This window comes from Streptomyces sp. HUAS TT11, from assembly GCF_051553595.1.
Lineage (GTDB): Bacteria > Actinomycetota > Actinomycetes > Streptomycetales > Streptomycetaceae > Streptomyces.
Genome location: NZ_CP196184.1, coordinates 6,158,003 through 6,171,464, shown reverse-complemented (window position 1 = coordinate 6,171,464; position 13,462 = coordinate 6,158,003). Strand labels below are relative to the sequence as shown.

General features: G+C 71.1%; 15 protein-coding genes. 6 read left to right on the top strand and 9 right to left on the bottom strand.

The features are described from left to right. Positions 1-9: 9 nt before the first annotated feature. Positions 10-465, top strand: coding sequence for a VOC family protein (locus ACSHXN_RS27460; protein WP_355135094.1), 456 nt, complete (start codon positions 10-12; stop codon positions 463-465). Here ACSHXN_RS27460 and ACSHXN_RS27455 read toward each other — a convergent pair. Then, on the bottom strand, positions 462-1,067 hold the full coding sequence (locus tag ACSHXN_RS27455) for a TetR family transcriptional regulator (RefSeq protein WP_355135096.1): 606 nt from the start codon (positions 1,065-1,067) through the stop codon (positions 462-464). The genes ACSHXN_RS27460 and ACSHXN_RS27455 overlap by 4 nt on opposite strands. 26 nt (positions 1,068-1,093) lie before the next feature. Further along, entirely contained in the window at positions 1,094-2,098 is a 1,005-nt protein-coding gene (locus tag ACSHXN_RS27450) for an aldo/keto reductase (RefSeq protein ID WP_438303940.1), read from the bottom strand. A gap of 219 nt (positions 2,099-2,317) precedes the next feature. Here ACSHXN_RS27450 and ACSHXN_RS27445 point away from each other — a divergent pair, with 219 nt between their 5' ends. Continuing rightward, on the top strand, positions 2,318-3,370 hold the full coding sequence (locus tag ACSHXN_RS27445; protein WP_438303938.1) for a chitinase: 1,053 nt from the start codon (positions 2,318-2,320) through the stop codon (positions 3,368-3,370). A gap of 139 nt (positions 3,371-3,509) precedes the next feature. On the opposite strand, the gene ACSHXN_RS27440 is transcribed toward ACSHXN_RS27445, so the two are convergent. Continuing rightward, on the bottom strand, positions 3,510-4,892 hold the full coding sequence (locus tag ACSHXN_RS27440) for a glycine--tRNA ligase (protein WP_355139461.1): 1,383 nt from the start codon (positions 4,890-4,892) through the stop codon (positions 3,510-3,512). Positions 4,893-5,090: 198 nt separating this feature from the next. On the opposite strand from ACSHXN_RS27440, the gene ACSHXN_RS27435 reads away from it, so the two are divergent. From ACSHXN_RS27435 to ACSHXN_RS27420, 4 genes are all read left to right on the top strand, one after another. Next, positions 5,091-6,047 (top strand): metal ABC transporter substrate-binding protein, encoded by a 957-nt coding sequence (locus ACSHXN_RS27435; protein ID WP_355803599.1) that lies wholly within the window; start codon positions 5,091-5,093, stop codon positions 6,045-6,047. Positions 6,048-6,064: 17 nt separating this feature from the next. Continuing rightward, positions 6,065-6,829, top strand: coding sequence for a metal ABC transporter ATP-binding protein (locus ACSHXN_RS27430; RefSeq protein ID WP_355139457.1), 765 nt, complete (start codon positions 6,065-6,067; stop codon positions 6,827-6,829). Then, positions 6,829-7,731, top strand: coding sequence for a metal ABC transporter permease (locus tag ACSHXN_RS27425; RefSeq protein ID WP_355139455.1), 903 nt, complete (start codon positions 6,829-6,831; stop codon positions 7,729-7,731). The genes ACSHXN_RS27430 and ACSHXN_RS27425 overlap by 1 nt, the downstream gene beginning before the upstream one ends. A gap of 136 nt (positions 7,732-7,867) precedes the next feature. After that, positions 7,868-8,287: a Fur family transcriptional regulator gene (locus ACSHXN_RS27420; RefSeq protein ID WP_355139453.1), complete on the top strand. Its 420-nt coding sequence runs from the start codon at positions 7,868-7,870 to the stop codon at positions 8,285-8,287. Positions 8,288-8,631: 344 nt separating this feature from the next. Here the strand turns inward: ACSHXN_RS27420 and ACSHXN_RS27415 are convergent, their stop codons facing one another. The 6 genes from ACSHXN_RS27415 to ACSHXN_RS27390 form a co-directional block, all read right to left on the bottom strand. After that, positions 8,632-9,465 (bottom strand): isoprenyl transferase, encoded by an 834-nt coding sequence (locus ACSHXN_RS27415; RefSeq protein WP_355139451.1) that lies wholly within the window; start codon positions 9,463-9,465, stop codon positions 8,632-8,634. Between the two features lie 32 nt (positions 9,466-9,497). After that, positions 9,498-10,244 (bottom strand): DNA repair protein RecO, encoded by a 747-nt coding sequence (gene recO / locus ACSHXN_RS27410; protein WP_355139449.1) that lies wholly within the window; start codon positions 10,242-10,244, stop codon positions 9,498-9,500. A 687-nt stretch (positions 10,245-10,931) separates the two neighbouring features. Continuing rightward, complete coding sequence (locus tag ACSHXN_RS27405) at positions 10,932-11,150, bottom strand: hypothetical protein (RefSeq protein ID WP_355139447.1); 219 nt, start codon at positions 11,148-11,150, stop codon at positions 10,932-10,934. Further along, positions 11,150-11,329 (bottom strand): hypothetical protein, encoded by a 180-nt coding sequence (locus ACSHXN_RS27400; protein WP_356114930.1) that lies wholly within the window; start codon positions 11,327-11,329, stop codon positions 11,150-11,152. The genes ACSHXN_RS27405 and ACSHXN_RS27400 overlap by 1 nt, the downstream gene beginning before the upstream one ends. Before the next feature lie 264 nt (positions 11,330-11,593). After that, on the bottom strand, positions 11,594-12,250 hold the full coding sequence (locus ACSHXN_RS27395) for a response regulator (RefSeq protein WP_059131491.1): 657 nt from the start codon (positions 12,248-12,250) through the stop codon (positions 11,594-11,596). After that, the gene (locus ACSHXN_RS27390) at positions 12,247-13,452 is read right to left on the bottom strand and encodes a sensor histidine kinase (RefSeq protein ID WP_356293455.1); all 1,206 of its coding nucleotides are present in this window, start codon (positions 13,450-13,452) and stop codon (positions 12,247-12,249) included. The genes ACSHXN_RS27395 and ACSHXN_RS27390 overlap by 4 nt, the downstream gene beginning before the upstream one ends. Positions 13,453-13,462: the final 10 nt, after the last annotated feature.

Genomic DNA, 13,462 nt, shown 5'->3' with positions numbered 1-13,462 from the left:
ACTGGTCGCATGGCAGCTCTGGACTGGAAACTGGTCGTCGACACGCGCAACGCCACCGCCCTCGCGGACTTCTGGGCGATGGCGCTGGGCTACGAGGTGGAGGACAACAGCGCTCTGATCTCCCGTCTGCTGGCAGCCGGCCGGCTGCCGGAGGAGGCGGTCGCCGAGCACAACGGCATCCGCGTCTTCCGGGGCTTCGCGGCGATTCGGCACCCCCTGGACCCGTACGACGCGGAGACGGGCATCGGCCACGGCCGGCGCGTCCTGTTCCAGGACGTCCCCGAGTCCAAGACGGCGAAGAACCGTCTGCACATCGACGTGCACTCCGGCCCGGACGGCCGGGACGCGACGGTCGTGCGCCTGGAGTCCCTGGGCGCGGCCCGGGTCGAGGAGGTCGACAAGGGCCCGGCGGGCCGCTGGACGGTCATGCGGGACCCCGAGGGCAATGAGTTCTGCGTGGCCTAGCCAGCGGGGTGGTCGGCCGCCCGCAGCCCCCTCAGCAGGAGGTCGACCACCGCATCGAACTCGGTCCGCACAGAGGGCTGCAGCCATCGGCTCGCATAGGCGGGATCGTGGAAACGGCCCGTCGCCTGGAAGACGGCACGGGCCGCGAGAGCGGGGTCGCTCGCCGTGAACGCGCCGCGCGCGACGCCGTTGCGGACGATCTCGGTGAGCTGGGCGGTGAGGTCCGCGATGTGCTGATCGACCACGCCGCTGTTCTCGTCGGTGAGCACGCTGAACGTGGCGAACAGCTCGGGGTCGTCACCGGCCTTGCGGCGCTTGGCGTCGAACAGGGCCTCCAGCCACTCCCGCAGCAGCGTCTCCGGCGGGCGGTCCTGACCGACGATCGCGGAGAGCCTGAGCGCCGTACGGTCCAGCCACCTCTTGGTGACCGCCTCCCGCAGTGCCGCCTTGGTACGGAAGTGGCGGTACACACTGCCGTGGCTGACACCGAGCGCACGGGCCACGTCGACCACGGTGGCCTTGGCGGGGCCGTGGCGGCGCAGCACCTCCTCGGTCGCTTCGAGGATGCGCTCGGCGGTCAGGGTCTCGGTGGTCGGTGCCATGGTCGAGACGGTACCCGGGGCCGGTGTCAGCGCTCGCTGTCGAGGTGGGTCATCTGGGCCGCGGGGTAGCGGTCACCGGCCGCCGCGTCCGACGGCACGGCCGCCTCGATCGCCGCCAGATCGGCCTCCTCCAGGGTCACGGCGGTCGCGCCGAGCGCCTCCGACAGGCGCTCGCGGGTGCGGGCGCCGACCAGCGGGACGATGTCCTCGCCGCGCGAGAGGACCCAGGCGATCGCGAGCTGTGCGACGCTCACGCCCTTCTGGCCGGCGATCTTCCGCAGGGCCTCCACCAGACCGAGGTTGTGGTCGAGGTTCTCGCCCTGGAACCGGGGCGAGAAGGAGCGGAAGTCGTTGGAGGCCAGCTGCCGGTCCCGGGTGTAGTGGCCGGAGATCAGGCCACGGGACAGCACACCGTAGGCCGTGACACCGATCCCCAGTTCGCGTGTGGTGGGCAGGATGTGCTCCTCGATGCCGCGTGAGATGAGCGAGTACTCGATCTGGAGATCGGAGATCGGGGCGGTGGCCGCGGCCCGGCGGACGGTGTCGGCGCCGACCTCGCTGAGCCCGATGTGCCGGACGTACCCCTTCTCCACCAGCTCGGCGATCGCACCGACCGTCTCCTCGATCGGCACGGCGGGGTCGAGGCGCGCGATCCGGTAGATGTCGATGTGGTCGACGCCGAGGCGCTGGAGCGAGTACGAGGCGAAGTTCTTCACGGCGGCGGGACGGCCGTCGTAGCCGAGCCAGCTGCCGCCGGGATCCCGCAGGGCACCGAACTTCACGCTGACCAGCGCCTGTTCGCGGCGTGCCGCGGGCGCGGTGCGCAGCGCCTCGCCGACCAGCATCTCGTTGTGGCCCATGGCGTAGAAGTCACCGGTGTCGAGCAGGGTCACGCCCGCTTCGAGGGCGGCATGGACGGTGGCGACGGACTCGGCCCGGTCGGCCTCGCCGTACATCGCGGACATGCCCATGGTGCCGAGGCCGAGGGCGGAGACCCGGGGACCGGTGGTGCCGAGGGTGCGGGTGTGCATGAGGAACTCCTTGGTATCCGTTTCAGGGGTATCCGTTTCAGGACGTCTGACTCCAGCCTCGCATGACAGATGACAGATTTCAATATCTGTCATCTGTCACCTGTTACACGAAGCGATACGTCTGCGGCCGATCTGGTCCAGACCTATTGACGAGAGGTCTGGACCACGAGCACTGTCATGCCTACGACACCTCACCGCACCCCCACCGGGAGGCCTCGCATGATCCGCCACAGGCTGCGCCTGCTCGCCGCCGCGCTCACCGCGGCCGTTCTCGCACCACTGTCGATCGCCACCGCCCCCGCCGCATCCGCGGCCGACACCTGCGCCGTGAAGTCGCGCCCGCCCGGCAAGGTCCTCCAGGGCTACTGGGAGAACTGGGACGGCGCGGCCAACGGCGTCCACCCACCCTTCGGCTGGACCCCGATCACCGACTCGCGTATCGCCACCCACGGTTACAACGTGATCAACGCGGCGTTCCCGGTCATCCGCTCCGACGGCACCGCGCTGTGGGAGGACGGCATGGACGCGGGGGTGAAGGTGGCCACCCCGGCGGAGATGTGCGCGGCGAAGGCCGCGGGACGGACGATCCTGCTGTCGATCGGCGGCGCGGCGGCGGGCATCGACCTCAGCTCCACGGCGGTCGCCGACCGGTTCGTCTCGACGATCGTGCCGATCCTGAAGAAGTACAACTTCGACGGCATCGACATCGACATCGAGACGGGCCTGGTCGGCAGCGGCGACATCGGCCGGCTCTCCACGTCCCAGGCCAACCTGATCCGCATCATCGACGGAGTGCTGGCGCAGATGCCGTCGAACTTCGGTCTGACGATGGCCCCGGAGACGGCCTACGTCACCGGCGGCAGCATCACCTACGGCTCGATCTGGGGTGCCTATCTGCCGATCGTCAAGAAGTACGCGGACAACGGCCGGCTGTGGTGGCTGAACATGCAGTACTACAACGGCAGCATGTACGGCTGCTCCGGCGACTCGTACGCGGCGGGCACCGTGGCGGGCTTCACCGCGCAGACGGACTGCCTGAACAAGGGACTGGTCGTACAGGGCACCACGGTGAAGGTCCCGTACGACAAGCAGGTACCGGGCCTGGCCGCCCAGTCGGGGGCGGGCGGCGGCTATATGTCACCGGCGCTGGTCTCCCAGGCCTGGCGCCACTACGGCACCTCGCTCAAGGGCCTGATGACCTGGTCGATCAACTGGGACGGCGCCAAGAACTGGACCTTCGGTGACAACGTGAAGTCCCTGCAGGGCCGCTGACGGCCGGGCCGCGCACGTCGGGTCGGCGGGGAACCCCCGACGGACGCACCGCGGTCCCGGAGCGGGCCCCCTGCCGGGACCCTGCCGAAAACGCCGGGCGGGCCGGATCGATCCGGCCCGCCCGGCGTTCGGGTGGCGACTAGCAGCCGACGAGGCGGCCCGCGAGGTAGCCCTCGATCTGGTCGAGGGACACGCGCTCCTGCTTCATCGAGTCACGCTCGCGCACGGTCACCGCGTTGTCCTCGAGCGTGTCGAAGTCGACCGTCACGCAGTACGGCGTGCCGATCTCGTCCTGACGGCGGTACCGGCGGCCGATGGCGCCCGCGTCGTCGAATTCGATGTTCCAGTGCCCGCGCAGCGCCTGCGCCAGGCCCTTGGCCTTCGGGGACAGCTCCGGGTTGCGGGACAGCGGGAGCACCGCGACCTTCACGGGCGCCAGGCGGTGGTCCAGGCGCAGCACCGTGCGCTTCTCCATCTTGCCCTTGGCGTTCGGCGCCTCGTCCTCGACGTAGGCGTCGAGCAGGAACGCCAGCATCGCGCGGCCGACACCGGCCGCGGGCTCGATGACGAACGGCGTCCAGCGCTCGCTCGCCTCCTGGTCGAAGTAGGACAGGTCCTGACCGGAGGCCTTGGAGTGGGCGCCCAGGTCGTAGTCGGTGCGGTTGGCGACACCCTCGAGCTCGCCCCACTCGGAGCCGCCGAACTGGAAGCGGTACTCGATGTCGGCCGTGCGCTTGGAGTAGTGGGAGAGCTTCTCCTTCGGGTGCTCGTACCAGCGCATGTTCTCCTCGCGCAGACCGAGGCCCGTGTACCAGTTCCAGCGCTCCTGCATCCAGTACTCCTGCCACTTCTCGTCCTCGCCCGGCTTGACGAAGAACTCCATCTCCATCTGCTCGAACTCGCGGGTGCGGAAGATGAAGTTGCCCGGCGTGATCTCGTTGCGGAACGACTTGCCCATCTGCGCGATACCGAACGGCGGCTTGCGGCGCGAGGTCTGCTGGACCTGGGCGAAGTTGGTGAAGATGCCCTGGGCGGTCTCGGGGCGCAGGTACGCGATCGAGCCGCTGTCCTGCGTCGGACCGAGGTGGGTGGAGAGCAGACCCGAGAACTGCTTGGGCTCGGTGAACATGCCCTTGTTGCCGCAGTTCGGGCAGTTGATGTCCGCGAGGCCGTTCTCCGGCTGGCGGCCGTGCTTGGCCTCGTACGCCTCTTCCAGGTGGTCGGCGCGGAAACGCTTGTGACAGGAGGTGCACTCGGTGAGCGGGTCGGTGAAGGTGGCGACGTGTCCGGAGGCCACCCAGACCTCGGTCGCCAGGATCACCGACGAGTCGATACCGACGACGTCCTCGCGCGACGTCACCATGTAGCGCCACCACTGGCGCTTGATGTTCTCCTTGAGCTCGACACCCAGCGGTCCGTAGTCCCAGGCGGCGCGCTGGCCGCCGTAGATCTCGCTGCAGGGGAATACGAAGCCACGGCGCTTGCTCAGGCTGACGATGGTGTCGATCTTGTCGGCGGCCACGGTGCTCTCTTCATTACGACGACGGGCGACGAAGCGACTGCTTCAGAGCATTGCTTCAGAGCGAATGCTTCAGGTTACCGGCGGGGGCTCCCCTCCAATCAAATCGGTACGGGCCCTGAAGCCGGTCCCCGGGTCGGCCCGGTCCAAGCCCCGAGAACTTATTGACAACGGTTTCCATATTTGATGAAAATGACTGTCATGAACGTACGCCGACGCCTGATACCCGTGACCGCCCTGACCGGGGTCGCCGCACTGACCCTCGCAGCGACCTCCGCCTGCTCCTCGAGCACCGCGGCCGGGGGCACCGGAAAGTTCGACGTCGTCGCCTCGTTCTATCCCATGGCCTTCCTCGCCGAGCAGATCGGCGGGAAGTACGTCCACGTGACCAGTCTGACCCAGCCCGGTCAGGAGCCGCACGACCTGGAGATCAGCGCCAAGCAGACCGCGCAGCTCCAGGAGTCCGACGCGGTGCTCTACCTCAAGAACCTCCAGCCCTCCGTCGACGAGGCGGTGGCCCAGTCCGAGATCGGGACCAAGATCGACGCCGCCTCCCTGACCACCCTCGAGGAGCACGGCAACGAGGTCGGCGGGCACGCGGCCGCCCACGACTCCCACGAAGGGGAGGAACCGGGCGGCAAGGACCCTCACATCTGGCTCGACCCGGTGCGCTACGCCGCGGTCGCCAAGGGTGTCGGCACGGCCTTCGAGAAGGCGGACCCGAAGCACGCGGACACCTACAGGGCGAACACGGACGCCCTGGTCAAGAAGCTCGACGACCTCGACGCGCGGTTCGCGTCCGGGCTGCGGAACACCGCGGGCAAGGTCTTCGTCACCACACACGCCGCCTTCGGCTACCTCGCCGAGCGCTACGGCCTCACCGAGGAGGCCATCAACGGTCTGGACCCCGAGTCCGAGCCCAGCGCCGCCCGCGTCCGGGACCTCGAGACGATGGCGAAGGCCGACGGCGTCACGACGGTCTTCTACGAGACGCTCGTCAGCGACAAGACCGCCAGGACCATCGCCCAGGACGCGCACCTCAAGACCGATGTCCTCGACCCGATCGAGGGCATCACGCCGAAGTCGCGCGGCAAGGACTACTTCGCGGTCCAGGAGGCGAACCTCAAGGCGCTGCAGACGGCCCTGGGCGCCAAGTGATCGTCATGGAGGACGGTATGACCGAGCCCCTCATCACCCTGCGCGGCATCCGCGCCGACCTCGGCTCGCGCCCCGTTCTGCGCGGCATCGACCTCGCCGTGCACCGCGGTGAGGTCGTCGCGCTGCTCGGGGCGAACGGCTCGGGCAAGTCGACGGTCGTGCGCAGCATCATCGGGCAGGTGCCGCCGAGCGCCGGCGAGATCGAGCTGTTCGGCACCCCGCTGCGCCGCTTCCGCGACTGGCGGCGGGTCGGGTACGTCCCGCAGCGCACCACGGCCGCGGGCGGCGTGCCCGCCACGGTGACCGAGGTGGTCTCCTCCGGCCGGCTCTCCCGGACCCGTTTCGGAGTTCTGCGCAAGGCCGACCACGAGGCCGTACGACGGGCCCTGGACATGGTCGGCCTGGCGGACCGCGCCAAGGACTCCGTCGACGCGCTCTCCGGGGGCCAGCACCAGCGGGTGCTGATCGCCCGGGCGCTGGCCTCCGAGCCCGAGGTGCTGATCATGGACGAGCCGATGGCGGGCGTGGACCTGACGAGCCAGGAGGTGCTGGCCAGGACGCTGCGGGACCAGGTGAACGCGGGTGCCACCGTGCTGCTGGTGCTGCACGAGCTGGGCCCCCTCGAACCGCTGATCGACCGGGCCGTCGTCCTGCGCGACGGCTGTGTGCTGCACGACGGACCGCCTCCGAAGGCCGTCGGCCAGCACGCCCTGCCCGGTCACGACCATGTGCACCCGCATGCGGCGGGCGCCGCACCGAGCCGTACGGGACTGCTGAGCTGATGGACTTCCTGGACTACGCCTTCATGCAGCGGGCACTGCTCGCCGCCGTGCTGGTCGGCATCACCGCGCCGGCCGTCGGCATCTACCTCGTGCAGCGCCGCCAGGCCCTGATGGGCGACGGCATCGGCCATGTGGCGATGACGGGCGTCGGACTCGGCTTCCTCCTCTCCACCTCCCCGGTGTGGATGGCGACGGCCGTCTCCGTCCTCGGCTCGATCCTGATGGAGCTGATCCGCTGGTACGGCAGGACGCGCGGCGACGTCGCGCTCGCCATGCTCTTCTACGGCGGCATGGCCGGCGGCGTGATGTTCATCAACCTCGCGCCGGGTGGCTCCAACGCCAATCTGACGTCGTATCTGTTCGGCTCGCTCTCGACGGTCTCGCAGTCGGACGTCGTGGCGATCTGCCTGCTGGCGGCCTTCGTCGTCCTGGTCACCCTGGGCCTGCGCCGCCAGCTCTTCGCGGTCAGCCAGGACGAGGAGTTCGCACGGGTCACGGGCCTGCCGGTGCGCGCGCTGAACCTGCTGACGGCGATCACGGCGGCGGTGACGGTGACGGTCGCGATGCGGGTGGTGGGCCTGCTCCTGGTCTCGGCCCTGATGGTCGTCCCGGTGGCCGCGGCGCAGCAGCTGGGCCGCAGCTTCGCGGCCACCTTCGCGATCGCCGTGGCCATCGGCGTGACCGTGACCCTCGGCGGCACCGTCACGTCGTACTACCAGGACGTTCCGCCCGGCGCGACGATCGTGCTGCTGACGATCGCCGCGTTCGTCGTCCTGACGGCGCTGGCCACTCCCCTGGCCCGCCGCCGCGCCCGTGCGTCCGCCGCCGCGCACTCCGCCGGGGACCCCGTGGAGTGCGCGATTCCGGCCACCCGGGGGGCCGCGGAGGAGGTCGGAGCCTGACCGGGCACGGGCCGGGCTGGCACAATGGCCCGGCAAGGCGCAGACGTGAGCCGTGCGAGAGCCGAAGGGGCGCCGCGGTCCCGGCAGCGACTCAAGGCGCCCCGTAGGCGAGCGAGCCATCACGAAGGAGGCAACGGTGACGACCGCCGGCCAGCCCGTACAGGGACGATCCACTCGCCAGCGTGCCGCCGTGGCTGCGGCGCTCGACGAGGTCGACGAGTTCCGCAGTGCGCAGGAGCTTCACGACATGCTGAAGCACAAGGGCGACTCGGTGGGCCTGACGACGGTCTACCGCACGTTGCAGTCCCTCGCCGACGCCGGTGAGGTCGACGTCCTGCGCACCTCCGACGGGGAGTCCGTCTACCGCCGGTGCTCGACGGGCGAGCACCACCACCATCTGGTCTGCCGGATCTGCGGCAAGGCCGTAGAGGTCGAGGGCCCCGCGGTGGAGAAGTGGGCCGAGGCGATCGCCGCGGAGCACGGGTACGTCAACGTCGCCCACACGGTGGAGATCTTCGGCACGTGCGCGGACTGCGCCGCGGCCGCCCAGGGCTGAGCGGGACTCGGATCCGGGACGGTCCGCCGTCCGGCGGGGTGCGCGACCGCTCCACGTCCTGCGGGGCGTGTGTGCCCCGGTCGACGAGCACCACCACCGCACGGGTACCGGCCCGGTCGGGGCCGCGCGGCACGCGGCGGCGACCGGCCCCGGCGCCACTGCCGCAACCGTCCCACGCCCTGCGCGAGTCGAGATGGGCGCGGACCGTCCAACCCACGGCAGCCGGCCCGCGGATGCGCGGGGCGCCGGGGACAGCCGCGCCCGTCGCACGGCGAACCGCACCCCGAACGCGACACCGGCGCTGTCCCCACCGCGTGGCACGCCCCTGACGGGCAGCGGGCGGGCTACTCCTGCCTGCCCTCCATGGCCAGCAGTTCCTCGTTCGGGATGGCGCCGCCGAAGCGGCGGTCGCGGGAGGCGAACTCCAGGCACGCCCGCCACAGGTGACGCCGGTCGAAGTCCGGCCACAGCACGTCCTGGAAGACCATCTCGGCGTAGGCGCTCTGCCAGAGGAGGAAGTTGGAGGTGCGCTGCTCGCCGCTCGGCCGCAGGAACAGGTCCACGTCGGGCATGTCCGGGAAGTACATGTGCTTCGCCAGGGTCTTCTCCGTGATCTTGGCCGGGTCGAGCGTGCCCTGCCGCACGGCCTCGGCCATCGCCTGCGCCGCGTCCGCGATCTCGGCCCGCCCGCCGTAGTTCATGCAGAAGTACAGCGTCAGCAGATCGTTGCCCTTGGTCTGCTCCTGGGCGACCTGGAGCTCCTTGGCCACGGACTTCCACAGCCTGGGCATCCGGCCCACCCAGCGCACCCGGACACCGAGTTCGTCGAGCTGGTCCCGGGTCTTGCGGATGAAGTCGCGGTTGAAGTTCATCAGGAAGCGCACCTCGTCGGGCGACCGCTTCCAGTTCTCGGTGGAGAAGGCGTACAGGGAGATGTTGCCGACGCCCATCTCGATCGCGCCCTGCAGCACGTCCAGCACCCGCTCGGCGCCGACCTTGTGCCCCTCGGTGCGCGGCAGGCCCCGTTCCTTGGCCCACCGGCCGTTCCCGTCCATGACGATCGCCACATGATTCGGGACCAGCTCACCCGGGATCTTCGGCGGCCGGGCCCCGGACGGGTGCGGCTCCGGCGTCTTGACCTCGCGGCGCTGCCGCCCCAGGAACCCGCGTACAGCCATGTGCTTCTCGTCTCCCTCGATCTCAGATCGCTCTACTGTTCCACGTACCGGAGCGAACGCAGTCCGCGCTCCAGGTGCCAGTGCAGGTACGCCGACACCAGTCCGCTGCCCTCCCGGACGTACCGCGGCTCGCACACGTCCGCGGTCTCCCAGTCTCCCGTCAGCAGCGCGCCGAGCAGTTCGAGGGCCCCCGGTGAGGGTACGACGCTGCCGGGCACCCGGCAGTCGCCGCAGACGACCCCGCCCGAGCCCACCGAGAAGAACCGGTTCGGCCCGGGCATGCCGCACTTCGCGCAGGCGCTGAAGCTGGGCGCGTAGCCGTTGACGGCGAGGGAACGCAGCAGAAAGGCGTCGAGGACGAGATGCGGCGCGTGCTCACCGCGGGCGAGAGTCCTGAGACCCCCGACGAGCAGCAGATACTGCTGCACCGCCGGCTCGCCCTCGTGATCGGTGAACCGCTCGGCGGTCTCCAGCATGGCGGTCCCGGCCGTGTAGCGCGCGTAGTCCGTCACGATCCCGCCCCCGTAGGGAGCGATGGTCTCGCTCTGCGTGCACAGCGGCAGCCCGCGCCCCACCAGTTCGCTGCCGCGCGCGAAGAACTGCACGTCCACATGCGAGAAGGGCTCCAGCCGGGCCCCGAACTTCGACTTGGTCCGCCGCACTCCGCGTGCCACGGCGCGCACGCGCCCGTGACCTCGGGTGAGCAGCGTGATGATCCGGTCCGCCTCACCCAGCTTCTGGGTGCGCAGCACGATGCCGTCGTCGCGGAACAGACTCATGCGGCCATTCTCGCGTACGGCGTCGGCGCGCGTGGCCGGGGTGGTGCATGCCGTCCGTCGGAGCCGGTTTCCCGCGACCGGGACCGGTCCGCCGGGTCGAGCAGGACGGGCGGACGCACCTCGGCGACGGCCTGCGCGGCATCGTGGTGGGCCGGCTCTTCGCGGCCGGCGCCCCGGCGGGTGAAGTCGGCGCACGGGGCCGCGTCCCGGGCCGGCGGCGAGATACCCGGGAGCCGTCGGGCCCGTGCCCGGCAGCCGGTGCCCGCCGGGTCGCCGGGCGGCCCGATCTCCCACGAGGCGCTCTCCCCCCGGCCGCCCGGTCACCGCCGTGCCGCGTCGTCGCCGAGCCGCGCGCGGGTGACGGGCGGTCCGTGAGGCGTCCCGGTCGCCGCCGGCCGGCGCGCTCGACGGCACCGTCCACAGCCGGCACCGCGCGGCACCGGGCGGGCCACCGGCGCTCTGCCCGCCGCGTCGTCGCCGAGCCGCGCGGGGGTGACGGGCGGTCCGTGAGGCGTCCCGGTCACCGCCGGCCGGCGCGCTCGACGGCACCGTCCACAGCCGGCACCGCGTGGACCGGGCGGGCCACCGGCGCTCTGCCCGCCGCTTCCTCCACCGCGTCGGGCCTGACCGGACCGTGCCTCTGGGCGCCACGTCATGCCCTGCGCGGGAGCAGCGGCCCGAGCCGCCTCAAGAGACCTCGCCCCGACTGCGGGCGTTCGCGTACGCGGTCGCGGCCCTCAGCCGCTCCGCCTGGGTCGCACTGCGCACCGCCTCCGGCTCCACGTCCCATTCCTTGCCCCCGCCGTACGGTCTGAGCTGGACGTACGGACCCTCGTGTCCCATCACCACGCCCACCCGCCCGGTGCGGACGTCGACGGCGTACGAACCGATCGGCGGCCTCTCCATCACGCCTCCGCGGCCCGCCGTGCGCGCATGGCCGCCACCCGCCGGGCGGCGAAGTCGACGCGGCGGCCGCCCGGTTCGGCGGGCGGACGGGGAATCCCGCGCGCGGGACCCGCCGGGTCGAGCCGGAGCGACGGCACCACGGTCCGTGCGTCTGCGAGCGCCGCCCGCGATTCCCTCACTGCTCCTCCGCCTCTTCGGCGCAGCACGCCGAATGTCGTCCCCCGAGTGGTACGTGTACTGCAGCCAGCCTGCTGCCCGGCCCACCCTGTTTTTACTCTTCGCATCACCCTGATGACGCTCTGCATATACACTCGGCAGGTGCCTGCGCCCGGCGAGTGCGCAAGCGCAAAGGGGTATTGGGCCCGGGCGGACCGGGAACGCGTGTACCACGGGAGTGACCGGATCACCGGCCCGGCGGCATGGGCGGAGTGCGTCCGACGACGTCAGCCCGCCACCGACACCAGCCCCGCCTCGTACGCGGTGATGACCAACTGCACGCGGTCCCGCGCGTCCAGTTTGGTCAGCAGACGGGTCAGATACGTCTTCGCGGTCGCCACGCTGATGCACAGTTCGGCGGCGATCTCCGCGTTGGACAGGCCGGTGCCGACCAGGGTGAGGACCTCCCGTTCCCGGTCCGTGATGCCCCGCAGTTCCCGGCGTCCGCGTGCCGGCCCGGGACGCGCAGCGAAGTGCTGGATCAGCCGGCGCGTCACACCGGGGGCGATCAGTGCGTCGCCCGCCGCCACCACCCGTACCGCGCCGATGATGTCGTCCAGCGCCATGTCCTTCACCAGGAAGCCCGACGCACCGGCGCGCAGCGCCCCGTACACGTGGTCGTCGTCGTCGAAGGTCGTCAGGACCACGATCCGGGTGTCCGTGGACCCGGCGGTGATGCGGCGCGTCGCCTCTATGCCGTCCATCTCCGGCATACGGATGTCCATGACGACCACATCCGGGGCGAGTTCCCCGGTCAGGGCCACGGCCTCCGCGCCGGTGGCCGCCTCCCCGACCACGTCCATGTCCTCGATGTCCGCCATCACCATGCGCAGCGCCGTACGGATCAGCTCCTGATCGTCGGCGAGAACCACCCGGACGGTCATCGGACGGACACCGGCACGGGCAGCCGGGCCGCGACCCGGAAGCCGCCCTCCGGACGGGGTTCGGCGCTGAACCTGCCGTGCAGCAGCGCCACGCGCTCGCGCATGCCCGCCAGCCCGAAGCCCGTGTCGGTCGACGTGCCGTGCCCCCGGCCGTCGTCCGTCACCTCGAGGGAGATGTCGTCCTCGCCGTAGTCCACGGTCACCCGGCACGCGTGCGTCCCCGAGTGCCGTACGACGTTCGTCACCGACTCCTGGACGATCCGGAACGCCGACAGGTCGATGTCGGGCGGAAGCCGGCGGGGCTCACCGAGCCACCTCACCTCGACCCGTACGCCCGCCGCGGTCGTCGCGGCGGCCAGCCGGTCCACGTCGGCCAGCCCCGCGGGCCGTGCCTCCGCGGCCGTGCCGTCCCCGTGCCCCGCGTCGGCCGCACGGAGTGCGACCAGCATCCGCCGCAGCCCCGCCAGCGTCTGACGGCCCGTCGTCTCCACCGCCCGCATCGCCTCGCGCGCCGCCTCCGGCTGAGTCGCCGTCACCCGGGCCGCCGCCCCTGCCTGGAGGGCGATGATGCCGATGCTGTGGGCCACCGTGTCGTGCATCTCCCGGGCGATACGCAGCCGTTCGGCCGTCACCGCCTGCGCCGAGGCCTGTGCGCTCAGCCGCTCGGCGTGTACGCGGGCCTGGTGTGCCGAGTCGCCGAGCAGCCAGCTGATCACCGACACCAGGACCACGGCCAGTTCCGCCGACATGCCGACGGCCCATCCGCACAGCAGCCGTGTGGCGATGTACGCGACCAGCGCACCGACCCCCAGGACCAGAGCCAGGACCGAGGTGCGGTGCGGCGCCGCCGCCGCGATGAAGTACAGCGCGAGGATCGGCGCGAGGTACTGCGTCATCGGCAGTTCGCTCACCCCGATCGTGACCGCCTCGCAGATCGAGGCCAGGATCAGCAGGGCGAGCGCGGCGAGCGGCCGCCTCCGCAGCGACACGGCGCCGTACAGCGCCATCAGGGCGGAGACCACGTGGAACAGCAGACCGTCCCAGCGGTACAGCTGGGCCGTCCCCCACTCCTCCGGCTCCGTCTCACCGGGCAGCCTGAAGGTGGTCAGGAGCGTGAAGAGCGTGCTCGCGCACCAGACGAGCACGATCCACGTCCGCGGCGACACTCGCTTGGCCAGGGGAAGCGGCGCAGTGACGGGCATGGCGCGATCG